The sequence below is a fragment of the Heliorestis acidaminivorans genome, assembly GCF_008933955.1.
Lineage (GTDB): Bacteria > Bacillota > Desulfitobacteriia > Heliobacteriales > Heliobacteriaceae > Heliorestis > Heliorestis acidaminivorans.
On the sequence record NZ_WBXO01000008.1, the window covers coordinates 96,233 to 121,064 of the forward strand.

Here is a 24,832-nt window from a genome sequence, read left to right on the forward strand (position 1 = left end):
ATCGTTATGAATTACATCCCTTCATGCCTCGATACGCTCTATGACCAAATAAAAGCTGCTCAGGATCTTTTAAACCTACACCCGTGCCATTGCGAACTTCTAAATGCAAATGAGGTCCTGTAGAGTAGCCTGTATTACCTAGATAACCAATCACTTGTCCCATGGCTACGTTCATCCCCACAGAAACTACTGGACCTGGACTGTCTAAATGAGCATAGATCCAGATATTCCCGTCATGCCCACGAACCCAAACGACGTTACCATAGACATTTTGATTAATACTTCCGTAGTTTCTATGGCCGCTTTCTGTATGAATGACTTCACCACCTACTGCAGCCACAATTGGTGTACCTGTTTCACCTGCAAAATCTGTACCACTATGACTACCCGTTGATCTGGTTTCCCCATAACCACTACTAACGACCCAGCATCCCTTTACGGGATGTGTGTATTTTCCATGGCCAAACTTCTCTTGCCATCGTAGTGAATTTGCTATCTGTAAAACTTTATCGACATATTGATTAGAACGATTGTAGGCAAAAAGAGCTTTTCTCAAAGAAGTTTCATCATCACCCCCTAACTCGTAATTTAAGTAATTGGACGCAGCATAAATTGAATCTTTTGGACTAAAAGGATTGGCTACACTGTCACCATCAGCGTCTACGCCAAACTTCTTCCACGTCGAAGGTAGAAATTGCATTAGTCCTTGGGCGAGCTCCCCCGTGTAATTAGGTGAACCTATGGCTAAAGGATTAAAACTGCTTTCGATCTTTGCAATCGCAGCAAGTAAGGCCCAATCTATTATGGGATCTCCCTGTTCATTAAAATGGCTTGCGTACTTTATTGCCGCATCTTTAAACCACTCTAGATATACAGGAGGTATTTCTGCCATCCATGTATCACGAATTGTTTGTACATATTGATCTTTCGTAGCAAGCCAATCTAGCCAAGTAGACTGCATACGAACTCCTTCAGCAGCTTGTAAAGTTAGCTCTCTAGCGACCTCTTTTGCCTCCTGCTCACTTTCTCCGTACCATAAAGACAAGGCTTCATCGAATCGTTTCCAGCGCGTCTCTGGTAGTTCTTCAATGCGATTCAGCTTATCATAGGTGATCGTGTACTCTCCGACAGTCTCGCTCACTCGTTCGTAATAGTGGGTATATGTAGCTTTATAGGTATCTGCTCGTTTTAGGAGATATACCGTTTCGATATCACAGCAAGTACTTCCGTCATCTCCACAGGGGTAACAAGTAACAACTGTAGACTTTTCATAACTAAAGTAAGGTCGTAACACCTTTGCTTTTTGTAACGCTTTTTGATTGAATCCCTGATTGCTTATTTGCATCTCGTAAAGATCGGCAGAGTAGACGATTTCCCAGTCAAGGTAGTAGTACTCTTCTAAACTTCCTTGTGAGATAGGTGGCTTCGTTCTCAAGAAACCATCCCTATCTGCATTCCTATTCATTTCGTCTGTCACATCAAAGTAAAGTTTGGCGATTTCCTTATCATCTTCACCAAGTGTAGTCTTGCTGTAATTTAAATCTCCTGAAGCAACGACAGCATAAACACCAAGAAGCAAAAAGATTAGCATCATCATTAAAATAGCTGGTAACCCAAGAAGAGCTACCAGCCACAATAATGCTTTTTTTATAGCCAACCATAGGGCTTTTGTTGCGACTATCCTTACTTTATTCGCAACTTTGCCTCCTACTAATAAGCCTGATTTTATTAGTTCTTGTGCAACCTGACCTGCTTGTTGTTCATCTTTCACTGTATTCCCACCTACCGATGACGGTATCCGTCTAATAGATTGGGCGCATTCTGAACAGGCCTGTTGCCACTTCCTCTTTCACCGGAGTTACTTTCTTGTTTTATGATTGTCTCCTTGTTGTTTTGTCGTTTCTGCTGTCCTGTTCTTTGTTGCGGTTTTGGGTGGTTTTGATGGCTTGAGTTCACAGTTTTTTGAGGTACAGAGGTAACTGATTGGGAGCTTGCAGGAATATATCTAGACTTATCGACTTTGTGAGTAGGTGGTTCATACTTTTTCTTTTCAATTTTACCGCCTCCATGAAAAGTTACAGAGGAAGGCAACCTTGCTTCCATATTGTTAGAAAAAAGTTCATCTTGATTTATCGGTGAAGGCATAGACTGCCTTAGCTCTTGGATCTCTTGTCCTATCGTTTCAGCTCTTGTGTTGAAATCTGGAACCGCGCTCATGGAAGAATCGTTTTGTGTAGCACCACTTTGACTACCCGAGAAAATTCTCTGACCGACTTCCATTGCCTTAGAAACAGGAATTTCTGCAACGCTTCCTGTCCATTGACCCAATCGACCACCCATTTGGGCACCCGATTCAGCCCCTCTTGTGCTAGATAATCCACCAAGACCAGCGCCTGCTACTGTGCCAAACAACCTTGTTGTAGCCTGCGTAACACTTGCATTTTTATCAAGACCAAGAGCATCCTTAAAAGCCTCTCCTGTTGTAGGCTTAGGATCTTGAAATAATGTTCCTTGTGAGCCATCACTTGAACCTAGTTCTAAACTTTTGCCCGATACATTTTGACGAAAACGATTAGCTACACCAACTGTTGCACCAACAGTTCCACCGATACCACCGCCAACACGAGCACCGGCAGCACCGAAAGTTCTTGCAACCCCACCTGCCATGGGACCAAGACCTAATCCTATGATGGAACCTACACCTGCACCAACCATTCCACCTACTTTTCCTCCGAAAGTAGCTCCTGTTCCTGCTCCTGAAAACTCAGTCCCATGTGATGAATCTAAGGAACTCCCATTTTGAGAGAAACTAGAAGTGTTTGTACCAGCCATTCCAAATCGACTTATGGGACTGTAAGAACGAGCATAGCCACCACTTGCCATTGCACCTACGGCACTAAGTCCACCTGCGCCAATTGCCATGAGCGATGCAAGGCCTGTTGCAGCTCCTAATCCTTTTCGAGGAAATACACCAGCCACTTCCAAAAAGGCAACTGTAAAAGTTCTCATAAATGCTGTAATCAGAAGCAAAGAGGGAATCACGATAAAAACATGCCAGAAAGGAGAGCCGCTTGCGCTACTGTACATCGCCAGTATAGCGATAGCAGCTGCATGACCCGTACTCATTAAACCGTAACTTAATAGCTCTGTAAGCCAAACAATAAATCCTTGTCGAGATTCTCCTGCCCAACCGATGGCCGCTAGAGGAGCTAGTACCCACAAGGTAAAGAGCATTAAGTCGCGATTAAAATAGAGGAAGTTCATTATGATTCCAAAGACAGTTAGTACTAGATTGGTTAACGCATATAGAAGAGGGCTTTCCGCTTGTAACGTTGCTGCGTTTTCTCCCATCATAGCCGCATAGCTAATGGAATCTGAGCCTACATTTTGTAAAAAAACAGCGACAAGGTATTGGTCCAAAGCATGAACGATTTCAAAAATAATACCCCCAAGAAAAAGCAAAACAATCGCTAACAGGTGATTAAGAAGCACCTGTTGTATTGTCGCTCTTTCTTGGGGGTTACTTGTTGCTGATGTTGCCAGTTTGCGTCCTTGGTTTGCGAGAGATAAAGCAATGATTACTGTAGCAAATGCAGCAAGAGTGGTCACAACTGGCGTAGCCACTGTTTTTACACCGCTTGGAAACCATTCTGGATTTGTCACTAACTCACCAAGTGTTTTGAAGCCAAACCAAGTTAATGTAAGTGGTGTCGTCACTGCCTCGACTACCCATGCAAGCATTTTTTCGAGCATCGTTGGACCATTTGCCCATGCTGGCGTTATTACAAAGAAAAAAGCACCTGTTAGTAGGGTGATACTAAGCAATTTGTGGTGTTGTGTTAAAGAACTCCAACTCTTCAGGCGTACACACCACCTCTACGGCCAATTTTTCTTTGTCATACTGTAGAAGACCTTCACCTTGACCACAAGATGCAATAAATTCTCTCTCCCCTTCAGTGAGCTTAAAGACTTCGCATACAGCATCTATGTCTGTCGGTGACTGCTTCATCAGAAGTCTTGTCATGGCATTGGTTAAGATTGCTTTTCCTTTTGGGTTTTCAACAAATTCCACAAATGATTGTGAGGCTACCATGAGCGAAATGTTCCATTTACGACCACGCCTTGAAAGAAGCTCTAGAAAAGAAGCCATCTCTTCATATCCCATCATGACCCAAGCTTCATCAGCTATAAAGCGTTTTCGTACATGACGATTTCTTTTAATCCATGTTTCCCATGCCCAGGTAGATACGATATACATTGCAAGCGGTCTTAAAAAACTTTCACCCAAAGGCTTTAAGTTAAAACAAATAACAGGCACATCTTTTAAGTCGATTTGAGAAGGGCCATCAAACATTCCCATAGTGCCTGTTCGTAAAAAAGGTTTGAGAATCCTCGATAGCCTTATTGCCCCTTCTTTTTGAACGATTCGATTGTAAACGTTAGAAATCGTAGGCATCTCTTTTCTTCGATATCCCAAATTGATCTCTTCTGCTTCACTGGACTCAATGGGAATTTCCTCGTAAAGGCTATCTGGTTTTTCGCTAATGCCAAAGTCATCCCTATAAGTTTCTAAAACGGCTTCTTCTATGATAGCCCTTTCTTCAGCAGAGATAGCCTCACCATGAGTACCCATACACATGATTGTGAGTAGGTCGGCTACCTGAACAACCTTTTCCCTTACCCTAACTTCTTCTTCACCTGTATCATCGTCAATATCTACTTCGATCTCTAAGGGGTTCAACATTGCAGGTCTATCAGGATACAAGGGAATATGAGCACCGCCTATCATAAGAGTTGTGTTTTTGTACTCGCCTTCTACATCGACGATTAAAGAGCGTATTCCTTCAATGGCGCCTCGGTTAATCACTGCTTTCACGGTCACTGACTTTCCAGCGCCAGCCGTACCGATAAGTACCATGGAATAGTTTTGTCCTTTGAAAGAATCAAAAAAGATCGGCGCTCCTGTGTGAAAATTTCGTCCTAAGAAAATACCCGAATCATGTGTTAGTTCTGGATTTAGAAAAGGAAAAAGTGATAAGGCTCCACCCATGTTCAGCGTGCGATATATGTCCATTACTTCATTTCTACCAAGAAGCAAGGTACTTCGATAAGATTCTGCTTGCCTGAGAAACATAGAGCGTAGTTCCATCCCTCTACCAGCAAGTCGTTCTTCAAGAATTAGCGATTTTCGGTCAAGGTCTTCCGGTGAATGAGCAGATAAATTGATTAAAATGGTCGTGTGATATAGTTTTTCTCTACCTGTTTGAATCGCTTCTCGAAGTTGCCAAAGGTCATCTCTAGTGGCCGTTAGCAAAGATAGGTTATAGATATCACCACGTTTTTCTTCGATGATTCTTTGTGATTCTAACTGCGTTATCTGCCTTGTCAATTGCTCTACCGCGCTTTTTCCGTTTACCGGGTACAGGTGAACGGATACATCCACATCACCTAAGCCGTAAACAATTTCTAAAAATCCAACCTGTACGATTCTAGGTAATTGCGCGATTACAAAGACACGAGAATACCTTTTGGAGCCTACTTGCATGTAGTTCTCTGTTTCTTTGTATCCATCAGGAGCAACAAGATCCTTAATAGACGGTACCGAGCCTTTAAGGGATTGTCCGAAAACTATTTCTTCTTCGCTTTCTAACGAGAACTGAAGTTCCTCTTTCGTTTTCGGTTTTGTAAGCTTACTTTTTTGCTGGTTTTGTTTCTTTTCTTTTTTCCTGAACCACTCAAGCATGTTTGCTGTCACCTACTTTGGTTGTTACCTTCAACAAGTAAGCTCATGTAACCCAGTTCTTCGGCTTTACTTGGACCAGGCGCATAAGATGCTCTTTCCTTATTTTGAGATACATATAAAACATCCAAAAGTTCTTGTGTATTCAAGACCTTGCATTTGACTCCCATTCGACTAAGAGCGTCTATGGTCGTCTGAGCAAGCCTGTTCAGCTCTCCATAAGCTTCTTCAGGCTTTTCGTTTTTCGACGAAACAACTATGTAGTTTTTTCGGATTAAAGTAGACCTTTGGGCTGACCAGTCTTCTAGAAACTTTGCAAGATTATCGGCATAGCCCTGCAAGACTGCATTGTTTTGTTTTTGTGAATTCCCGCGGATCTGAGTGATTGCCCAGCGCATATCTACTTGACGAGTTTGAATTTGAAACTGAACATTTCTAGTTAGGCCAGCTATATAGCGGGAAAAGGATTGCTCTATGGCATACTGCTCATTCATGCTGAGCAAAAAATAGTTTATGGAACCACATTCGATGGCAGCCCTGTACTCTCCATCACCCAAACAGATTGTGTTATACCGAATGTCTTCAACCCTTAAAAATTCTTGGGCACTCGGCAAAGTTTCTTCTTTCTCTTTTTTCTGCCTATGTTTTTCGTAGAAAAAAAAGCCGCCAAAGACGGCGGCCAACAAACTAAGTAAGCCCAATACATAAGTCAGTGAAAATCAGACCCCTTTTGAATGACCTATTTGTGAGACAAGCCTGTCTTGTCGATAGGGATACTTTCTATCACGATATTGATAAAGCAATCGGAATCTCCAGTATTGATCGGCTGTCATATCATGCTTTTCGATTCGCCAAAAAGCCATGTATGCTCCAAGTATCGACGGAAGTAATGAGATTAGTACCGCAACAAAAATAAGTTTGGTGAGCTTTAATAGAATTACTCCTAAAATTGCGCCTGGTACAAATCCAACGAGCAAAAAAGTAAACTGCCGAAGGCTAAGCATACCGCCAATAATCTTATCTTCTCCCTCTGGTTGCATAGGAAGATGATAGGTCCCCCCCATAGGTCACCCCCTTATTGAAAGATTCCAAGTCCAACACTGGTTAAGAACCATGCTCCACCGCAAATCGCTGTACCACCCATGGCAACAAGAAAACCAGTCATCAAGTCTGCTCTTTTTTGAGGATTAGAACCTAATGCAGCCATTTTAGCTCCGATAGCAGCCATGGCAACAGCACAAACAATTGTTAGGATTGCCATTACCCATTTAACTACATTGAGTATTTTGTTGCCTGCATCATTCAGACTTTGACCTTGAAGACCCTCTGTAATGCTTGTTGGCGCATTTGCAAAAGCTGTACTAACAATCAGTAGAGTACAAATCGCAGCTCCAACAAATGCCATAGCCTTTGTTTTTTTGATTGGTATGTCACCCCCTTACCCTATGCCTTTAAATGCAGAAAACCCACCTTGCAAATCACAAGGTGGGTTGTTTCTCAAAAAGGGCAGACTTTTATTAGGGGGTCAAAACGTTACTTGTTTTTAAGACGCTTTTTTAATCTAAAGAATATTTTCTAAACCTATAAAGATCATACTAATAATTAAGCGATAAGTCAACCTTTTGTTACTATTTTATGAATTAACCCTGTGTTTCTTTGACTTATCTTATTATTACGAATTGCTAGATGCAAAGCTTTTTGTGTGCCAACTAGAATGACCATTTTCTTTGCTCGTGTTACGGCTGTGTAAAGTAAGTTTCGCGCCAACATAACATAGTGTTGCGTTGTTACAGGCATGATGACGGCCTCGTATTCTGAGCCTTGACTTTTGTGCACCGTTACCGCGTAAGCTAAAGACAGTTGCCCTAATTCGTTTTCTTGATATCGGACAGTCTCGCCGTTAAAGCTAGCTGTTAGACTCATAACTTCTCTACCTTCATCTTCGTCGTAGAAAGAACCTACATTCTGTACAATTCCAACATCACCGTTAAAGACTTGTTTTCCATAGTTGTTTTTTGTCTGAATGACTTTATCACCTATACGAAAGACTTCATTGCCACTCGCTAGTTCATGCATTCCGTATATTTTTGGGTTTACTGTTGACTGAATAAGTCGATTCAAATTCGTTGTTCCTGCTGGTCCTTTTTTCATTGGACATAAGACCTGTATTTCTTCCATGGTCATGCCTTTTTGTAGCAACCTTCTAACAGAGCGTAAAATGAGATGAGCAATCTCTTCTGGATCTTCTTTTGCTATGAAGAAAAAGTCATCTTTGTTCACAGCAATGTCTATATTTTTCCCTTGGTTTATCCTGTGAGCATTGATTACGATCTGACTTTCTTTTCCCTGCCGAAAAATTTCTATCAAGCGTACTGTTGGTACTCCAGCATTGATTAAATCATTTAATACATTTCCCGGTCCAACCGATGGTAACTGATCGATGTCTCCTACAAGCAATATTTTTGTATCGTCGCTTATAGCCTCAAAAACTCGTCTCGCTAGAGAAATATCCAGCATTGAGGATTCATCGATCACCAGCAAATCACACGGTAAAGGATTGTTTGTGTCGTATGTTGGCTTGCCGCTTTTGTTGATTTTCAAAAGACTATGAATCGTTCCGGCTTCTCTTCCTGTCACCTCAGACATTCGCCTTGAAGCTCTTCCTGTAGGAGCTGATAAAACAATTTTTGCATTTGTATTGACCTGTTCAAAAATATCTATGATGGCACGAGTGGTTTGAGTTTTTCCTGTACCAGGACCTCCTGTTAGAATCAGCAGGTTCGTTTGAAAGATGGCTTCTACTGCTTCTCTCTGATTTTGTGCCAGTTTGATTTTGCTTCGTTTTTCGTATAGCTCTATCATCCGGTGAAGGGGAAAATGCCTGTTGGTATGCACAGAGCTTGCGAGGCTTGAAATACGATTGGCAACAATGGACTCTGCCCGAAAGAGTCTGCCGGGATATATTTGCTCTCCCATTTGTACCAGTTGAGAATCCAATGTACTTAAATAAGTTAATTCTTTTTCGGCACTTTCCCAGGATACATTGCTGTTTTTGTTGAGTAGCTTTAATGCTTCTTCTAAAGTTTCGTCACGAGTCAACCAACAGTGTCCAGTAGACTTAGTTGTTTCTTCTGTTACATGTAAGATGGCTGCTTGTATTCGTTCTGAAGAATCAGTCGGTAAACCTAAATGGGAGGCTATCTGATCTGCTTTGTGAAAACCAAATAAGTTTACTTCTGTAAGTCTGTAAGGGTTTGTTTTTACGATATCTACGGTCTTACTTTTGAAGTGCTTATAGGCTCTCTTAGCCATACTAGCACTAAAGCCTAAGTGTAAAAGATTAAGCAAAAGGTGTTGTTCTTCCATGCGCTCCACAATGGATTGATGAATATGTTGGGCTTGTTCTCGATTAATGCCTTTAATATTGCCCAATACATCGGGGCCAGTTTGAATTACATCCAATGTACGCTCACCAAATTCACGAACGATCCTGGCTGCTTTTACAGGACCAATGCCTTTTATATGACCACTAGCAAGGTACTTCTCAATCTGCTCCATCGTTGAAGGCAATGGCCTTTCCCATTTTGAAACTTTAAGCTGATGTCCGAATTTGGGATGACTCTCCCACTCACCCCAAACGGTAAGATCGTCTTCAGGAGCTACGTTGAAAAAATCTCCAACAATCGTAATTGGCTCTTTTGTTTTTTCGGCCATGAAAGACAGTATGTGAAAGTCATCTTTTTGAAAAATAATTCTTTTTATAATTCCTTTTATAATCGCAGTGGAAACTTGACTTGTTTGTTGTTCTATTTGTTCTGCAAACAATCCTACCACTCCTAATTCATCTTTTTTCCGGTGAAAAGAATACATATCTTTCAAGTTCGAATATTTTTCGTTTTTGCGAATAATGAAGGCAAATAATTTCTTTTCACTGGAAAAACAACTACTGCATGCCCATTAATTCTTCATACTGCTTTCTAGTAACAAGAACGCCATATTCCTCTTCCTGCTTCACAATTACTTTTAAAGGCATCTTTATGTTGTGCTGTTCAATTACATCATTACGTTTTAGTAATAAACATGTTCCCATGTTTATCTGTTGCAAGTCACCTGCATAAATCAGCTCTGGATTCATATAGATCTCTCTTTGTCGAACAACTTTGCCTAGTCTTTCTTTCTCTTCTTCTGCAGCGGAATCAAGCTTCTCTAGCAGAATACCTTTTTTAATCAATTGACTGACTACCCTGGTAACTTGTCTTCTAGACTTTCCGTAAATGTTAGCTATTTTGTTAAGAGATAAGGCCGTGATCATTCCGTAACCGTGGCTGTACTCTTCGGCGCTAACCAAGAGATTAGAACTTGGGCTCAAATAGGGGCAAAGCTGTATGCAATACCCCCAGTCCTTACTTGAGAGATAATTTGATTCAATCAGAAATTTAATATTTGCCGATACTTGTACAATTCCTTGGTTCAAGCCTCCCAGCATTGTTACTGTCTTTGTTATTTTCATGTAAAGCTCCATTATGTTTTTTTGGTTAAAAATGTATTTGGATTTTAATAATAAAGAGTGAGAATAGAGGGGAAGTGACAAAATCGCTCAAACCCTTGATATATAAGGCTTTGCGGCCCTTTTTAGGTGTATCATTTTTGATTCACATGTATCTTATTTTTGATACACATGTTGGACATTTTTGTCCAACCCAAAGGACAGATCTGCAGAATTTCTGAGCTACAAGAAAAAATTTAGGTGTTTTTTGCATCAAACACCCTTTTATTGGATTGTTTTTTATAGTTGTACTTTTTTGTACTCTAAGTATTTCTTCCTAGTAACAAGCCTAGCGTACTTATCATGAGGAGATAGCCATACTTTCCAAGGGAGCTTCATACTCTCTCGCTCAAGTACATCCGCTTCCATTACAAGCTTAGCCAAAATAGCGTTTATCCTGTTTCTGTCGCCTGCAAAAATGATCTCAGGGTTTAAAAAAAGTGGGCGTTCTCCTACGACACGCCCATGCTTTTCTTTCATACTTGAGTTTACATATTCCAAAACGATACCTTTTTTGAGCAAGGCATTTATATTTTTACTAGCTTGAGTTCTTGATATTTTGAAAATTCTGCAAATATCAGAGATTGTCATATACTTGCCTAAAAGCGAATTCTTATCTTCTTTTTTATATTTAGTCTTATCTATTGGAATCATTAAAGCGTTAGAGTGCATCTCCAGTACACTTGAAAGGAAAAAAAGAAATGCTCTCTCTGGAGATGAAAGATAATTATTTATTGACAAATAGTGAACATTTTCTGATATAATTTGACTAAATAAAGCTTTATTTTTTCTTTTGAAGCGAACCAGGGAAAATCCGTAATCATTAACCCTATCCTCTTCTTTATTTACGTTCTGTATTGCTCTGTTTAGGGTAAAGGACGTATTTTTTTTACGAATTATCATTGTTGTAGCCCCTTAATGTAGTTGGCTATCTCAGGGTAATTACTTAAGCACTCTGCCCCTGCAAGACGATCTTACCGATTGCTGTAGGAACTTCCACCCATACTGTTAATGCCAAAACTTCTTTTTGGATTTTGATCACCTGTCCTCTCAATTTTCCTATTCCTGTTTCTTTTTCAGTCAGAAAAATCCAGTCCCCTATGTGAGGTATGGTATTCCGTTCGACTTTGAACTCATGATGCACTTTTTGTGATAAACACAAGTACAAAGAAACATCCTTTTCTGGCAAAGGTACAGGGCTGACTCGAATAAAGCCTGGTATTTTTTTTACGTGCTTCAAAAACGAATTAATATTATTAGGGTCAGTCGTAGAAGCTAAAGAGATCATTATGTACCCTGGCATGATGGGCTCCACCACAACACGGGCGCGCCTACCAGTCTGGAGAGCTTTTTTGCAAATGGAGTTGACGGTCACAATCCCAAGAGCCTGATTCTCTTTTGCAATTCCTGCAATTAAGGAGGCCACTGCTTTTTCCTGCCCCGTCATCACTCGACAGGCGTACCAGTCTACATTGTTTTCAGCCCTACTAACAAGATGTAGTTGCACCCGATGCCCTCCTTTACAAAGTTACGAGAGCTTTTTGGCGGATGGAACTTTTGATATCTCTAACTCTACTTGCTGATATCCCCAAGGCTTCAGCTATCTCTCTACTCTTTAAGCCCCTTTTGTCCAGCAAAAATGCTTCTCTTTCCTTTTGCGATAATTTCATATAAAGTAGCGCATCATCGTACTCTAAGCCATATTCATCAATAGCTTTCCTAAACTGTCCCACATTCTCTTCTATCTTTTGAATTGCTTCCCAAAATGCTTTTCGAATGTCGCTTTTACTCATTCCTAAATAACTTTCTGCAGTATCAACATCACCACCACTCAACCTCCAATTAAGTACTTTTCTTTGTCGTGATGAGAGATCTAGCATGTATACTTCTTCCGTCATTACATGACGTTTCACACTATCTGCCTGTAATCTCGAATTGCTTAACAGGAAACTAATTTGCCGAATTTGCTGATGGGCTATGTTGTCTTCGTATTCATCAGTTTCGTACACTTTCATGGCTCGCTCGTTTTCTTTGTGTAACTTAATAGAGCGAAGTCGTGATTCCTCTTTTCTGAGACTCTGGTACATTTCGAACCATGTTGTGCTGTTCAAATAATCACCACCTAAAGTGTTTAAGAGTCCTCGTCACTTCCCACTGCACCTCTGCCCATGCTTATCTTATCCCCGTTAAGAGACAGCTCTTACCATGTGCTGTCTCTTAACGGAGATAAGATAACGCAACTATCACCCCTTTCATGCGATTAAAATCCAATCCAAATCAAGATTTATTTGTTTCCTCACTTTCAACTGTGTTTTCCCCAAATAATTGCGCCATAGTTACGCCTAAAGCTTCTGCAATTAAAGGAATATGCTCTGCCCTTAATCTCCTTGCACCTGTCTCAAGCCGATTATAGGTTGCATGTCGAAGACCCATTTTCTCAGCGATGTCAGCTTGTTTTATCCCTTTGTTTATTCTGATATCTCGCACTCTACTTGCTATATTCACCATCTTAAACACCTCTATTCCCGTGGTGGTAATTTAATTTTATTTTAAGCTACCACTACGGGAATGTCAATACGGTATTCCCTCTTCGGTATCTGCGTGTTTATTCTGATTACCAATATGGTATACTTCTAGAGGGAGGTGACACTTTTGATTTCATTTAGTGAAAAATTAATAGAAATTAGAGAAAAACATGGATTGCTTCAAAAAGAAGCCGCTTTGAAAATAGGTATTGAACCAAATACTTATAATAGATATGAAAAAGGCACCAGGAATCCTGATCCTGCTACCTTGCTAAAGATTGCTAATTTTTATAACGTTTCTATGGACTATCTTTTTGGTCGTTCTACTACAAGCACTATCACTCCCACAGAAACCTATGTTTTTACTGAAAAGCCCGATACTACTTACGGTTCAAAAAAACGTTACATCCCAATCTTCAAGACCATTGAGCCTGATATTCCTGTTTTAGAACAAGCAAACTTGGAAGAAAAATTAGAAATTTCGTCAAGCATCGATGCTGATTTTGCAATTCAAATTACAGGTGATTCAATGAGTTGGGTTGGCATACATGAAGGTGATATTGCATTGCTGAAACAGTGTCCCGAACCTACTCATGGTTCTATTGTTGCCGTTATAACTGGGGCTGTAGAAAAAAAAGCTGCTTTAAAGTTTTTTATTAATGAAAATGAGCAACCCTATCTTAGAGCTGCTCATCCGAAATACAAAGATGTTCCTCTATGTCCACATTACAAAGTAATCGGACAAGTTGTAATGCTTCTGAAAAAGCCTCCATCATCAGAAGATTATAATAATCTGCTCGTCACAAAAGAAATATATGATGCGCAGTGGAATGAAGCGATAAAAATAGCCACCCAGCAAGGACTAGGTGGCAAGGAATTATGTAGATTAGTTGAATTGTTTGCGAATATGACTAAGCAAGTAATTAATAAACCATCTAAATATTAACGGCTTGTTTTGTTAATTGGTTTTAAGAAAAAGATTTAATTCACCGTTATTTGGTGTTTCATAGCCTCAAACCGAGCATCACCAATACCGCTAACCCTTTTAATTTGTTCAATCGAAGTAAATGCTCCATGCTTCTCTCTATAGTCAATAATATTTTTCGCAATAGCTGGACCTACTCCAGTAATCTTTTGTAACAGCTCATAGTCCGCAGTATTGATGTTAATTAGTCTTTCCTGTGTAGAAGGAACACTGACACTATCCGTATTAATAATCGGTTGAGCGATAGGTGCTTGGACAGGCAGTACTGGTTGAGTGATCTGTTTCTCCGTTTTGACGCTATAGGTTTGGCCATTCGTAGCAATTACAACAGTGCCATGTATATCATTTCTGAACACGTTTACTGAAGCGTTGTACAAGCGATTCAAAACTTCGTTTGTCGGGTGGCCGTAGCTGTTTCCTTCTCCGACTTGAATCACTGCCACTTTTGGTTTAACAGCATCTAAAAAAAGTTTTGTCGTCGAGGTAGAAGAACCATGATGACCAACCTTTAGCACCGTAGAGTTCAATTGGTTCCCTACGTACTCTAGCATTATTTCTTCTGCTTCTTTCTCTGCATCTCCAGTGAAAAGGTATGATACTTGTCCATATGTAACCTTCAATACAATAGAGTTATTGTTTGCATCTCCCATTGTAGTGCCTGGGTGAAGTATCATTATGTCTAAGTCAGGATCGAGATTGATTTTGTTTCCACGATGAGCAATCTCAAAAGGTATGTTCTTTTCATCAACAGTAATCAAGAAGTTTTCGTAGGTCTGCGAAGTATGGGGAAACCCACTATCGTAGACTTTTTTCACTTCAAAGTTATCAAATATGGCTTGCATTCCACCGATATGATCAGCATGTGGGTGAGTAGCAACAATCTTGTCGATTGACGTTATACCAGCTTTCTTCAAGTAGCTAACAACTTTTTGGCCAGCCGTTTGAGTACCAGTATCGATTAGCATGGTAGCTCCGTTTGGTGAGATGACGAAAATACTATCACCTTGACCAACGTCAATAAAGTGTACTGTCATATCTTTTAGCTTATCTTTTTCACCGGAAGAAGGAGCTTCAATGAAAACTGCTTTTGATGTAATGATTGCAGCTCGTTTTTGTCCATCCCATCGCACATCGTCACCTAGTGCTTCCCCTATGAATCGCAAAGGAACTAAAGTTCTCCCATTGATAATTTTTGCAGGTACATCTAACTTTACTGTGTTGCCGTTAACAAATGCCCTATTAGCACCAATTACAAGTTCGATTTGATTGTTTCCTCGAAATGCAATTACTTTCTGTTCTTCCCCGATCCACTCTAAACTTGCTCCTAACGCTTCAAAAGTAGCTCTTAAGGGTACCAGGGTTCTGTTATCAACGATTTGTGGTGGTACATCTCCGAAGTCAACTTGACTATCATTGACTATAACCGAAATACCACTTGCCATCGATGGCGTAGCAAATAGAAAGACGGCCAACATCACTACCAGAAACCATCTATAACTTCTCATAAATACTACCTCCTTTGATAAGGTTCGCCTATAGACTACCATTTCTAGATAAAAGCTCTTTTTCCTTCTTAGGAAGAAACTAGTTATCACTAGCTCGTAGAAAGTAAATTAGCATTTAAATTTGTGTTATGCTTGGTTTGATAGGATTCCGACTAACGTCATTAGAAAGAAAAAAAGCACATGGTTATTAATTATGATGTGCTTTATCGTACCGCTTTTTCTCAAGTTCATTCTCTGTTTGTTACAGCTTTCCTACAAACAAGAAAGATTCTACTTCTTATTATTCCAAAAATCAATTTGATCTAAATACCACAGCTGTTTAATTTGCAGTTCTTTCATTTTTCGCTGTATCTTATTTTGCTTATGCAAAGGAGCATCTTTAAATTCCTGCTGCAACCCATTGATTTCTTTCTCTGTTTCTTGAATCGCCTTTTCTAACTCAGCCTTGTCCAGCTTAGACATACAAAGATTCCTCCATCACATTAATAATTCTTAAGAAAAATCCTGCCTTATAAAAGGCAGGTACAGTTACTTCTAGTTTCAAGTATGTATTGAATATGTACGCAATGGACTTTTTTAACCATTTTAAGCTTTAGAAAACTTTATTTTTAGGATATCTCTGTTTTAATCGACTCATACGTTTCCAATAACGATTCATACGACCTAAACATGTCAAGCACAGCCGTAAGCTAGCAAGTCTAGGTGAAGCACATTTGACACAAACTCCTTCAGAGGCTCTCTCCCAATATTTTTTCTTTTGCCATTCATACAATTGGCTTCGTCTGATACCAGACGGATCGTGAAATAAAGCCTTTCCTCGTTCCGTCTCCACTTTAGCACAAACAGAGCAATACCTTTTGCCTGGAACAGCTTCTCTTTGAAAACACCGGATACAAATGCCTTCCTCGGACTTTTTTCGTCGCCATTCCTTTTGATAAGAGTAGACACAAGCTTTATCACCACAGGTATATTTAATTTTTCCCTGAGGATGTGGAAGAAATACTTTTCCGCAATAAGGACAAATACCTTTTATGTTTTGATTTATTTTGACTTTCTTTTTCCACCATGCTTTTTGGTTCTCTTTATGTCTAGCTTTCTGACATTCTGGCCGACTACAAGTGATTTGCTTTGGATTTTTAGGTTCGAACGACTGACCGCAATAAGGGCATACTTTTGGCAATAACATAGTGTATCTCAACTATCCTTGATTCTTATTTTTTAGCTTTTCTAGTAGGCCTTCTACTCGTTTTCGTTGTCTCTGAGTTTCATTTTTATCGATAGTCATGCTGATGGTAATTATATCGCCTTCTCTAGCTTCAGATGGGAGCATGTTTTTTGGCCAGTCTACAATACCTTCTTCTTCACCGACTAATAAAACAGCATAGTATCCCTCAAAACGATCAATGGTTGCTTTAATCTTCATTCAAATTTCCCTTCCTAAAATATCTTTTCTACGTTGTATCTTCAACAATAACAATATTAAAAATAATTCAAACAAGCAAAGAAACACTCTTCTAACGTTAAGATGAGTGTTTCTTTGCTATGAAATATTATTCCTTCTTTTACTTTTCTTAAGCAGATTCTTTATTTTGACTATTCGGTTTTGTTATCTTATTAAATTCATTAACAAAGGTTTCTATGAGATAATTTCTAGAGTCACTACTGTTTACGATACTGTATTTTTCTTTCCCTTTTCGAACGATCTTGCTTTCCCATAATGGAGAATCTTTTCTATAGTCCATGTCTAGCAGATTTGAAACAAATCTTTCCCAATCATTTCTATGATTCTGATATAGATAAGCCCCTACTGCTACATAACCATAGAAAGTAAAGTTTTCGCAAATTAATGAATCATCTCTTCCTTCCAGACGTTTTTCTGGGTTTCGAATCTCTTCAATAACTGAAACCAATACATCACAATAACGTACAAAGAAATTAGCTATTTCTTTTGCTTCATTTTTTCCATCAATGCTTATTTGCATGTATCTTAAAGAACTTTGTATTGCGGCAACAATTGTACTGAATGTTACAACAGCCTTTTTATCATTTTTGCTAACGTTGTTTTTGACCACTTCAACATATTTTCCTAGATCACTGGATGAAAGAATCTCTTTTGCTATTAAATTCTCATACTTACCCTGATCGTTGTTAAGGTATTCGGCTCTTGTCTTGCTAATTTTTGAACCCTGGGTAAACTGATAAAAAGCATCCTGTGCCTTCTCTTTAGAAAGATTCAATATCATAACAGGGAAAGGTTCAACAATGTTTTCGGCAGCCTCTCCAACACGTTCTAAAGCACGGAGTCTATGTTGACCGTCTAGTACCTCTACGTTACCGGATTCCACGGTGAGAGTTCCGTCTACGACTGCTATTTTCTCTGCACCATCATTCATGATATTAAGAATGATGGTGTCGGGCTTGTATTTTCCGGCCTTCATACGTTCGGCAATCTTATTAATGTTGGTTCTACTGAAAACGGGAACAGTTTCTTCTTTTTTATTTCGGCGTTTTACAACTTTTTCTCCTCGTTGAATTTCTGGGTTATATTTTATAACTCCAGACACCCAATACTCCCGAAGTTTTTCTGCATTCATAACCGATATGTATCCATCGTCGTTAAGGGTAAGTACATTATGAGCAATAAATTTTATAGCGTTGTTGTCCATGATAACCTCCATAAACATATAATTTGTTTCATTCTATCGGATTATATGTTTCTTTGTAAAGCAATTTAGGTTTTAATAAGGAGCTAAAAACATAAATTCGTATTTTTAAAGTTTTCATGTCACGGAGCTACACAAAAATTTTTGGGCTCTTAACAGATGGTTGCTATGGTATACTAATTTAAGTAGTTATGGAAAGGTACGCTATAGCAATGAAAAAAAGAATTTTCGATCCATCATCGAGAGATATTCAAATAGTCGGTGAACTTGATCTAGAAAAAGTAAAGAGCCTTGTAGGTGTGCAGTTCCCTGAGGCTACGGTGTATATCTACCCAGGCGCTATTAAACATATCAAGAAGAAGCATGCAGATATTTTTGAAATCCATTACTTCTTTATACCTGAAATTATCGTAGCTCCTGATTACATAGGTAAAAATCCTAAAGAGCCTGCTAGTATAGAGCTTTATAAAAGATTGAATCCTACCTTGCTTGTTGCGGTTAAACTATCACCTAAAGGGTACCTGTATCTATCTTCTTTTTACGATCTAGACAATGCTGAACATAAGATACAGAAAAGATTAAGAACAGGCAGGATAGTTCCTTACAAATAATTCCTCTTGTAAAGTAAATTTTACAGTGCTAAAATTAAGTTGAACGACATACGTTTATATTGACAAGCTTTTGAGGTGGGAAAGGTTCCCCACGCGCTTGCCTTTAGGTGAGTCAACAGAGATGCCGGATACGCCGCCCGGCCATTAGCTTGTCGCGTTAAAAGCGCCAGATAATCAAGTTCTGGTGCTTTTAAATTTTAAAATAATTAAATCATCACTCGTAAATAATGGCAACTATCTTTAATCTCAAATATTTTCTTGCACAAATGCTTTGAACTCATAGACTAGACGACAATAACTATCTCGCCAAGTTTAGCGAGATCGCTTAAATTTAGTGGAGGTTTTTAATAATATCTTCATGCCATTTGAGTGATTCTTTTGTTCCCTCTAGCTCTTTGATTAGATGTTCTTGTACACTTTCAGAAACTTGAATTCCAGCAACCTCAATGTGCTCTAAGAAGCATGGTAAAGGCCAGTAGGTGAAATGATGAAAATGCTGTCACCTTGGCCTACATCTATTTGCATTATAGCACAGAAGAATAACGACGAAACCGCCTTCATCCCCATGGCTAAAGCCAAGGGCTTTCGGCTACGAGTTGGTAATACAGCCCCTTCAATAACTTTATCGTACATCTCAAAACTTACTATTTTCTGATTCTAGGTTACTAAGGACATCACCTACCTCTATTCCATAAGCTTTTTCACAACAATGTTAACCAATATAGGTGAAGAACTGTAATTAACAGGTAAACGCCAAGAACTATCATCGAGAGCACCATAAACCATTGTTTCTGCTCCTTGTACCATAATCGAGGAAGCAGCAATCCTAAAGCAAATGAGAATAGAACTTTTAGAAGCAATGCAACAAATGGATGCTCTTCCACCATGATAACTGTCAATGGATTGGCCTCTTCAATGTATCCTTTGTTGATTCCCCAGGTAGTAGCACCCCAATCGAACATATTCATCCCTAACAATATTGGAAGAAATAGTCGCCAATACAGCGAAAGCACATAGGTATTTAACCCATGTGCTTTCTTCTTTTCTATACTCATACCGCCTCTACCAAATCATGCCGTGGCGATTGCTGATATTTCCGCATATATTCAACGATTAACTTGTCCATTTCACAAGATAATTTGTACAGCTCTTTGCTACTAACGCCTTTTTCAAACGCCTCATACATAGCTTGACGTTTTCGATTGATTCTTTTTAGCAAAGATAGTTGTTCACCCATGTACTCTCACCCCTTTGTGAGGAATTATTTATCTGTTTCGACAAATAACAGCAAATTCCTCTTTTTAGGTGAAAGTTTTTTCTTTTTCCTATAATGATAATTAATTTCCATTACTCCAATAATCTATTTTGTCTAACTGCCACAGTTGTTTTATCTGCAGTTCTTTAATTCTCTTCTGCAACTCCTCTTGCTCTTTCTCTGAAGCATTCTTTAATTCATCTTGAAGCCGTATGATCTCTTGTGTGGTATCCTGGATGTCTTCTTCTGAAATCCTTTCTTGTGCCATGATACCAGCTCCCATTAAATTTAACGCAATCATTTTCGTGTCCACCTTTTTGTCCGACCAGTTCGCTTCCAATACCTAGCCATCCTACCTAAACATTTTGAACAGAGCCTTAAACTTACAAGCTTTGGCGAACCACATTTGACACAAACACCCTCGGCAGCCCTCTCCCAATATTTTTTCTTTTGCCACTCGTACAATTGCTTTCGTCTATGCCCCGATGGATCGTGAAACAATGCTCTTCCACGCTCAGATTCTACTTTCGCGCAAACAGAACAGTATTTCTTTCCCGATATAGATTCCCTTTGGTAACATCGAATACAAACGCCTTCCTTTGATTTTTTAGCTTGCCACTCTTTCCGATATGTATAAACAACAGGCTCTCTCACCACATGTATACTTTATCTTCCCTGCACGATGAGGAGGAAATTCTTTGCCACAGTAGGGACAAATACATTTAATATTTTGATTTATTTTAACCCTCTTTTTCCACCAGGCTTTTTGCTTTTCTTTATGCCGGGCTTGCTTACACTCAGGTTGACCACAAGTTACTTGCTGTGCATTTCTAGGCATAAAGGTCTTTCCGCAATAGGGGCAAGATTTATTCGATAACATTTTACTTACCCTGGTTCTTCTTTTTCAGTTTTTCAAGTAGACTTTCTACTCTCTTTTTGCCAGCCTGGGTTTCCTCTCTGTCAATGGCTATGTTAATAGTGATTACATCACCTTCGCTAGCTCCCATCGGCAACAAGCTTTTTGGCCAGTCTATTACATCTTCCTTTTCACCGACTAAAAGAACAGCGTAATATCCCTCAAAACGATCTATAGAAGCCTCGATTTCCAATTCAGCACCTGCTCTCTACTTTTCTATTATTACGGTATAAGTATTCCCATTTGTCTTGACTACAATATCACCATGTAGATCTTTGCAGTAGGTTTTTATACTTGTGCTCTATAGTAGCTCTAATACTTCTCTATGCGGATGCCCATAACAATTATTTACACCTACTTGAATAATTGCTACTTCAGGAATAACAGCCTGAAGAAAGTGGTTCGTCGTTGATGTGCTATAACCGTGGTGACCCTCTTTTATAATGGTGCTGCCGAGCCTTTCGCCAGCGTATTTTATCATCATTTCTTCAGAATCTTTTTTAGGTCACCTGTTAACATGAATGAAATATCACCATCGGTAAGCAGAACTATCGTTAGCATTTCTTTGTGGCTCTGGTGGTTTACAGACGGCTGGTTCGGATGGACAATCCAGGCGGCGGTGTTTGTGCGACATGCTGTAAATAATGCACTTTGCCGTTAGTGGCTCAGCTTCCGAAAGGGTGGCTCAAACAAACCGGAATAGTGGCTCATTTTACTCCGGAGTATCCAGTTGAAAATTATAAGCGTGTTCTTAATATCGTCCAGATGTATTAACCTTCCAATCTTTAGCCCTTACACTGAATGAGTGATGAGACAAAAGAAGTGACGGAGAGCACCCCCCGCCACAAATACTTTCCTGCTATTGTATTGGAAAAGTTGGATATGTTACGAACACAAAGTAAGAATCACCTGTGCCAACGTGTAAATTCTTCCCATTAACTACAAAGGTTTCATGACCTCTATAAACAAGCTCTTTTTGCCGTTCGCGGGCAATTCTATTGACTGCAGGTATGATGCGATCCGCGATTTGCTTTCCATGGAAAGCAACAATGGCGTCGTAAATAGGTTTTGTGTCAATATTTTCAACAGGAACCCCTGTATTGCCTACCCCTGGATGCCACACAATTCCAACATTATAACCACTACCATCTGCTCGAACTGAACCTTGTGGAAAAGAACGAGGGAGCATGTTGTCTCTTGTGGTTTCAAAAAGATGCACCCAATTGTCTGAAGTGTTTTTTTTCAATTCTACACCCCAAACTTGTTCTAATTTTTCTTTGTATTCGCTTTCTAACATAGTTATTTGCACTTTATAAGAGCTACCAAAAACATATAAACTCTTTCCGTCTTGCAAAGTAAACTTTTTAGACTTTTCTTGAGGAATTTTTTTTTCTTTACGTAGACTAACGAATTCCTCTACCGTAGGCATAATACGATTCGTATCATTTTCACCTACTAGATGATAGAGTGATTTATGTATCGAAGCTATATCTACACTTTCAACATTTCTCCCATATTCAAATCCCAAATCGTAACCATTACCATTTACGTAAGTTTTTGCCCAAAATTCCCTCTCTGGCCACGTGCCCCGACCATACCCAAATTCACTTGCTGAATAGTTTAATTTCATCGAAACACCTAAGGCTTGTTCAATTTTTTCTTTATAATAGGTTGAAGGAATGTTTTCATCTATGATTAACACTCTACGATTTACATTATCCCACTTCACTGTCGACTCCAAAGCTTCACTAACAAATTTCAAAGGAACCATTATGCGACCGTGTTCTAGCTTAACAGGAGCATCGATAGTATTAGATTTTACTGTACCATGAATCCGATTCGAGCCAGGTTTGACTATAACCCACTGGTTTTGCCTGTGTATTGCAGCTTCTTTACGTTCTTCATACCAATGAACATTTGCTCCTAATGCTTCGGTAACAAAACGAATCGGAACGTAAGTTCTGTTAAACCTTGTGTCAATATAAGGCTTTTGATCAGGAAAATTAACTTGTTCATTATTGACGTAGATTGTAAAATCATACCGAAGATTTGCCTCAGCTTTTGTAGTGGATACACTTGACACCATTAACACCGTAATTATGGTCGACGTCAAGATTGAAAGAATTTTTTTCATCTTAATCACCTCGTAAAAGTTTTTGAAGGAACTACCTTATATCGATTGATTTCACGATTTCAATTCCATACTTCTCCATGGTCCAATCTACAAATATTTCACGTGGACTAATAGATACCACCTATTGTCCGTTCTTCTATCCTTCGATCTTCAAAACCATTTTCACTCATCCACTCTATCCGACTTTCGTTATCCATAAAATGAAAATCGTAAACATAACCTATTACATGGGCAAAAGATTCTGGTATGTAAGGTTTAAAACCTCTTGACTGCCCTACCAAAACAACGACATAACCCCAGGTTACAGGAAACACAGTTCCAAAAGAATCACGAAGGGGCACGCTGTCTGTCGGTAATACAATAACCCAGACTCGGTTAAGTGTCTTAGCTGGTAATCCTTTAGCGATCATACACTCGCCCACAGGCCAACCGCTTCATTGACGGTCATATCGTGCCAATCCAGGATGTGGCCGTTTGCTAGTTTTATCTTCGACTTATGTTGTGGCCAAGGCTGATCATCCCAACGGTAGTTGATCGTTATGAAGCTGCTGGGAAGTTCATCGTATATACGTGCAGGTGTGTTAACCTCAAAAATGGCGAGAAATAGAGCGCCTAAAAGTAATAGAAAAGCAGCTAAAGTGCCGTATATCGTTTTTCTATTAACTCCTAGTGTGATTGTAAGGAAACGGGGTCCTTTAGATTGCATAGTCAATCTCACCGCTCAACAATTAGAATAAGAAGGGCTTCCCTTTCCAATCTTTCGACATATTTACATTTTTCCCCCTTAATTTCCACGTTAAAAATAGAAAAACGACCTTGATTTTTAATCATAAGCAGTAAAGAGCTAATATAGCTGGACTGAGAAGCGATCCAGTCTCTGAGTTGACAAGTAATATGAAGTGGCTCAGCTACCACCGGAACAATGGCTCTCTGGAATCATAATATACATCTTTTTCTTTATTTTTCCCATGAAATTCTCTCTACGGCATTTTGAAGTTCCTTTTTACTAGCAGTGACATATCTCCGAGTTTCTTCTATAGAAGAGTGACCGGCCAATTGCGCTACCACTTGAATAGCTTGCCCTGCATTAATCAAATTTTTACAAAAGCTATGCCGCAAGCTATGTACTGTAGCATCCTCTAAACCAATCTGATCATAATAATGCCGTAGTGCATATTGAACTGAACGTTCTGTAAGTCTTTTTCCCTGCTGTGAAATAAACAGTGGCCCTTCCAATTGAACACTATCTCGCCAAGCAAGCAGTGTACGATAAAGATCCTTATTAATAGGTACAACCCTATATTTGTTCCCTTTTCCTCGTCGAACAACCAAGGTTCTTCGATTTAAGTCCACATCGCTCTCATCCAGAGCAACAACTTCAAAAATACGCAACCCTGCCTGAATCATGCACTGTACGATGGCTAAGTTTCTTATCCTGTTGAACTCTCGCTTCTCTTTTTCTACTGTCATTAAAAGTTTTGCTTGTTCATGTCTGGTCAACCATCTAGGTGCTACTTCTGACTCCCTTACTCTCTTTGCTTTTACTTTTCTAGTAGGATCATAAGCTGTCTGTTTTGTATCTATCAGATATGACCAGTAAACCTTAACGGCTGCAATTCTCTTTTTTATCGTCGCCGGGGCCAGTCTTTGTACAGTCTGCATGTGACTGATCCAATCGTGTAAATCCAGTGGTGTCACCTGGTCGTAAGCATAGTGTCCATATCTTCCTTCTAGCCATTTTTTTAATTCAGTGAAAGATTGGTTATATGATTGAATTGTTTTTATATCTTTACCTTCTTGTTGAAGCCATTCGGTAAACATAGCGCTCGCTCCTTTCTCGGGTTCTAGGAAGTGTATTCTCATGCCTATTTTACGAGTTCTAGGAAGTTTTGTATAGCATAAAAAAAGAAAAACTTCCTAGAGGCTTGGTTCTAGGAAGTTTTTCTACTTTA

27 protein-coding genes are annotated in these 24,832 nt (G+C 39.4%); 2 read left to right on the top strand and 25 right to left on the bottom strand.

Going from position 1 to position 24,832, the window contains the following annotated elements:
* Nucleotides 1-4: 4 nt before the first annotated feature.
* The 12 genes from F9B85_RS10595 to F9B85_RS10650 form a co-directional block, all read right to left on the bottom strand.
* Entirely contained in the window at nt 5-1,771 is a 1,767-nt protein-coding gene (locus F9B85_RS10595) for a peptidoglycan DD-metalloendopeptidase family protein (RefSeq protein WP_151620723.1), read from the bottom strand.
* Between the two features lie 11 nt (nt 1,772-1,782).
* On the bottom strand, nt 1,783-3,753 hold the full coding sequence (locus F9B85_RS10600) for an MFS transporter (protein WP_151620724.1): 1,971 nt from the start codon (nt 3,751-3,753) through the stop codon (nt 1,783-1,785).
* Nucleotides 3,754-3,817: 64 nt separating this feature from the next.
* The gene (locus F9B85_RS10605; protein ID WP_151620726.1) at nt 3,818-5,743 is read right to left on the bottom strand and encodes a VirB4 family type IV secretion system protein; all 1,926 of its coding nucleotides are present in this window, start codon (nt 5,741-5,743) and stop codon (nt 3,818-3,820) included.
* 8 nt (nt 5,744-5,751) lie between these two features.
* The gene (locus F9B85_RS10610; protein ID WP_151620728.1) at nt 5,752-6,426 is read right to left on the bottom strand and encodes a hypothetical protein; all 675 of its coding nucleotides are present in this window, start codon (nt 6,424-6,426) and stop codon (nt 5,752-5,754) included.
* A gap of 33 nt (nt 6,427-6,459) precedes the next feature.
* Nucleotides 6,460-6,804 (bottom strand): PrgI family protein, encoded by a 345-nt coding sequence (locus F9B85_RS10615; RefSeq protein WP_151620730.1) that lies wholly within the window; start codon nt 6,802-6,804, stop codon nt 6,460-6,462.
* Between the two features lie 11 nt (nt 6,805-6,815).
* Nucleotides 6,816-7,145: a hypothetical protein gene (locus F9B85_RS10620; RefSeq protein WP_151620732.1), complete on the bottom strand. Its 330-nt coding sequence runs from the start codon at nt 7,143-7,145 to the stop codon at nt 6,816-6,818.
* Between the two features lie 209 nt (nt 7,146-7,354).
* Nucleotides 7,355-9,565 carry an SF1B family DNA helicase RecD2 gene (recD2, locus tag F9B85_RS10625; protein WP_170270432.1) on the bottom strand — a complete coding sequence of 737 codons (2,211 nt, stop codon included), beginning with the start codon at nt 9,563-9,565 and terminating at the stop codon, nt 7,355-7,357.
* Between the two features lie 118 nt (nt 9,566-9,683).
* Nucleotides 9,684-10,250, bottom strand: a complete 567-nt coding sequence (locus tag F9B85_RS10630; RefSeq protein ID WP_151620735.1) for a hypothetical protein — start codon at nt 10,248-10,250, stop codon at nt 9,684-9,686.
* A 276-nt stretch (nt 10,251-10,526) separates the two neighbouring features.
* Entirely contained in the window at nt 10,527-11,189 is a 663-nt protein-coding gene (locus tag F9B85_RS10635; protein WP_151620737.1) for a MarR family transcriptional regulator, read from the bottom strand.
* A gap of 43 nt (nt 11,190-11,232) precedes the next feature.
* Nucleotides 11,233-11,793 (bottom strand): transcription termination/antitermination NusG family protein, encoded by a 561-nt coding sequence (locus F9B85_RS10640; protein ID WP_151620739.1) that lies wholly within the window; start codon nt 11,791-11,793, stop codon nt 11,233-11,235.
* Nucleotides 11,794-11,806: 13 nt separating this feature from the next.
* Entirely contained in the window at nt 11,807-12,397 is a 591-nt protein-coding gene (locus F9B85_RS10645; protein ID WP_151620741.1) for a sigma factor-like helix-turn-helix DNA-binding protein, read from the bottom strand.
* A 166-nt stretch (nt 12,398-12,563) separates the two neighbouring features.
* Nucleotides 12,564-12,794: a helix-turn-helix domain-containing protein gene (locus F9B85_RS10650; protein WP_151620743.1), complete on the bottom strand. Its 231-nt coding sequence runs from the start codon at nt 12,792-12,794 to the stop codon at nt 12,564-12,566.
* Between the two features lie 144 nt (nt 12,795-12,938).
* Between F9B85_RS10650 and F9B85_RS10655 the strand changes: the two genes are divergently transcribed.
* Entirely contained in the window at nt 12,939-13,757 is an 819-nt protein-coding gene (locus F9B85_RS10655; RefSeq protein WP_170270434.1) for a helix-turn-helix domain-containing protein, read from the top strand.
* Nucleotides 13,758-13,792: 35 nt separating this feature from the next.
* On the opposite strand, the gene F9B85_RS10660 is transcribed toward F9B85_RS10655, so the two are convergent.
* The 5 genes from F9B85_RS10660 to F9B85_RS10680 all read right to left on the bottom strand — a co-directional run bounded on the left by F9B85_RS10660 (nt 13,793) and on the right by F9B85_RS10680 (nt 17,967).
* Complete coding sequence (locus tag F9B85_RS10660) at nt 13,793-15,301, bottom strand: stalk domain-containing protein (protein WP_170270436.1); 1,509 nt, start codon at nt 15,299-15,301, stop codon at nt 13,793-13,795.
* Nucleotides 15,302-15,571: 270 nt separating this feature from the next.
* Entirely contained in the window at nt 15,572-15,763 is a 192-nt protein-coding gene (locus tag F9B85_RS10665) for a hypothetical protein (protein ID WP_151620749.1), read from the bottom strand.
* 130 nt (nt 15,764-15,893) lie between these two features.
* Nucleotides 15,894-16,487 (bottom strand): hypothetical protein, encoded by a 594-nt coding sequence (locus F9B85_RS10670; protein WP_151620751.1) that lies wholly within the window; start codon nt 16,485-16,487, stop codon nt 15,894-15,896.
* A 12-nt stretch (nt 16,488-16,499) separates the two neighbouring features.
* Nucleotides 16,500-16,724: a DUF3006 domain-containing protein gene (locus F9B85_RS10675; RefSeq protein ID WP_151620753.1), complete on the bottom strand. Its 225-nt coding sequence runs from the start codon at nt 16,722-16,724 to the stop codon at nt 16,500-16,502.
* A 148-nt stretch (nt 16,725-16,872) separates the two neighbouring features.
* Nucleotides 16,873-17,967 (bottom strand): DNA sulfur modification protein DndB, encoded by a 1,095-nt coding sequence (locus tag F9B85_RS10680; protein ID WP_170270438.1) that lies wholly within the window; start codon nt 17,965-17,967, stop codon nt 16,873-16,875.
* Nucleotides 17,968-18,176: 209 nt separating this feature from the next.
* On the opposite strand from F9B85_RS10680, the gene F9B85_RS10685 reads away from it, so the two are divergent.
* Nucleotides 18,177-18,575 carry a PBECR3 domain-containing polyvalent protein gene (locus F9B85_RS10685; RefSeq protein WP_151620757.1) on the top strand — a complete coding sequence of 133 codons (399 nt, stop codon included), beginning with the start codon at nt 18,177-18,179 and terminating at the stop codon, nt 18,573-18,575.
* Nucleotides 18,576-19,276: 701 nt separating this feature from the next.
* Here F9B85_RS10685 and F9B85_RS10690 read toward each other — a convergent pair.
* The 8 genes from F9B85_RS10690 to F9B85_RS10725 all read right to left on the bottom strand — a co-directional run bounded on the left by F9B85_RS10690 (nt 19,277) and on the right by F9B85_RS10725 (nt 24,701).
* Entirely contained in the window at nt 19,277-19,630 is a 354-nt protein-coding gene (locus F9B85_RS10690) for a DUF5658 family protein (RefSeq protein ID WP_151620759.1), read from the bottom strand.
* Nucleotides 19,627-19,812 carry an aspartyl-phosphate phosphatase Spo0E family protein gene (locus F9B85_RS10695; protein WP_151620761.1) on the bottom strand — a complete coding sequence of 62 codons (186 nt, stop codon included), beginning with the start codon at nt 19,810-19,812 and terminating at the stop codon, nt 19,627-19,629. Before F9B85_RS10695 ends, F9B85_RS10690 begins: the two co-directional genes overlap by 4 nt.
* A gap of 100 nt (nt 19,813-19,912) precedes the next feature.
* On the bottom strand, nt 19,913-20,131 hold the full coding sequence (locus tag F9B85_RS10700) for a hypothetical protein (RefSeq protein WP_151620763.1): 219 nt from the start codon (nt 20,129-20,131) through the stop codon (nt 19,913-19,915).
* Between the two features lie 580 nt (nt 20,132-20,711).
* Nucleotides 20,712-20,939 (bottom strand): DUF3006 domain-containing protein, encoded by a 228-nt coding sequence (locus F9B85_RS10705; RefSeq protein ID WP_207707098.1) that lies wholly within the window; start codon nt 20,937-20,939, stop codon nt 20,712-20,714.
* A gap of 108 nt (nt 20,940-21,047) precedes the next feature.
* Nucleotides 21,048-21,230 carry a ComEC/Rec2 family competence protein gene (locus F9B85_RS10710; protein WP_151620765.1) on the bottom strand — a complete coding sequence of 61 codons (183 nt, stop codon included), beginning with the start codon at nt 21,228-21,230 and terminating at the stop codon, nt 21,048-21,050.
* A gap of 375 nt (nt 21,231-21,605) precedes the next feature.
* The gene (locus F9B85_RS10715; RefSeq protein ID WP_151620768.1) at nt 21,606-22,880 is read right to left on the bottom strand and encodes a copper amine oxidase N-terminal domain-containing protein; all 1,275 of its coding nucleotides are present in this window, start codon (nt 22,878-22,880) and stop codon (nt 21,606-21,608) included.
* Between the two features lie 107 nt (nt 22,881-22,987).
* A complete protein-coding gene (locus tag F9B85_RS10720; protein WP_170270442.1) occupies nt 22,988-23,302 on the bottom strand; it encodes a hypothetical protein in 315 nt (104 codons plus the stop codon).
* Between the two features lie 535 nt (nt 23,303-23,837).
* Nucleotides 23,838-24,701, bottom strand: a complete 864-nt coding sequence (locus tag F9B85_RS10725) for a tyrosine-type recombinase/integrase (RefSeq protein ID WP_170270444.1) — start codon at nt 24,699-24,701, stop codon at nt 23,838-23,840.
* Nucleotides 24,702-24,832: the final 131 nt, after the last annotated feature.

Coding starts and splice junctions, on each gene's coding strand:
- F9B85_RS10620 (WP_151620732.1), bottom strand. CDS start 7,145: ATGGCATTTGTTGGAGCTGCGATTTGTACTCTACTGATTGTTAGTACA.
- F9B85_RS10600 (WP_151620724.1), bottom strand. CDS start 3,753: ATGCTCGAAAAAATGCTTGCATGGGTAGTCGAGGCAGTGACGACACCA.
- F9B85_RS10635 (WP_151620737.1), bottom strand. CDS start 11,189: ATGATAATTCGTAAAAAAAATACGTCCTTTACCCTAAACAGAGCAATA.
- F9B85_RS10710 (WP_151620765.1), bottom strand. CDS start 21,230: ATGATGATAAAATACGCTGGCGAAAGGCTCGGCAGCACCATTATAAAA.
- F9B85_RS10630 (WP_151620735.1), bottom strand. CDS start 10,250: ATGAAAATAACAAAGACAGTAACAATGCTGGGAGGCTTGAACCAAGGA.
- F9B85_RS10660 (WP_170270436.1), bottom strand. CDS start 15,301: ATGAGAAGTTATAGATGGTTTCTGGTAGTGATGTTGGCCGTCTTTCTA.
- F9B85_RS10675 (WP_151620753.1), bottom strand. CDS start 16,724: ATGAAGATTAAAGCAACCATTGATCGTTTTGAGGGATACTATGCTGTT.
- F9B85_RS10695 (WP_151620761.1), bottom strand. CDS start 19,812: ATGGGTGAACAACTATCTTTGCTAAAAAGAATCAATCGAAAACGTCAA.
- F9B85_RS10670 (WP_151620751.1), bottom strand. CDS start 16,487: ATGTTATTGCCAAAAGTATGCCCTTATTGCGGTCAGTCGTTCGAACCT.
- F9B85_RS10665 (WP_151620749.1), bottom strand. CDS start 15,763: ATGTCTAAGCTGGACAAGGCTGAGTTAGAAAAGGCGATTCAAGAAACA.
- F9B85_RS10615 (WP_151620730.1), bottom strand. CDS start 6,804: ATGGGGGGGACCTATCATCTTCCTATGCAACCAGAGGGAGAAGATAAG.
- F9B85_RS10605 (WP_151620726.1), bottom strand. CDS start 5,743: ATGCTTGAGTGGTTCAGGAAAAAAGAAAAGAAACAAAACCAGCAAAAA.
- F9B85_RS10700 (WP_151620763.1), bottom strand. CDS start 20,131: ATGATTGCGTTAAATTTAATGGGAGCTGGTATCATGGCACAAGAAAGG.
- F9B85_RS10690 (WP_151620759.1), bottom strand. CDS start 19,630: ATGAGTATAGAAAAGAAGAAAGCACATGGGTTAAATACCTATGTGCTT.
- F9B85_RS10715 (WP_151620768.1), bottom strand. CDS start 22,880: ATGAAAAAAATTCTTTCAATCTTGACGTCGACCATAATTACGGTGTTA.
- F9B85_RS10680 (WP_170270438.1), bottom strand. CDS start 17,967: ATGGACAACAACGCTATAAAATTTATTGCTCATAATGTACTTACCCTT.
- F9B85_RS10685 (WP_151620757.1), top strand. CDS start 18,177: ATGAAAAAAAGAATTTTCGATCCATCATCGAGAGATATTCAAATAGTC.
- F9B85_RS10725 (WP_170270444.1), bottom strand. CDS start 24,701: ATGTTTACCGAATGGCTTCAACAAGAAGGTAAAGATATAAAAACAATT.
- F9B85_RS10650 (WP_151620743.1), bottom strand. CDS start 12,794: ATGGTGAATATAGCAAGTAGAGTGCGAGATATCAGAATAAACAAAGGG.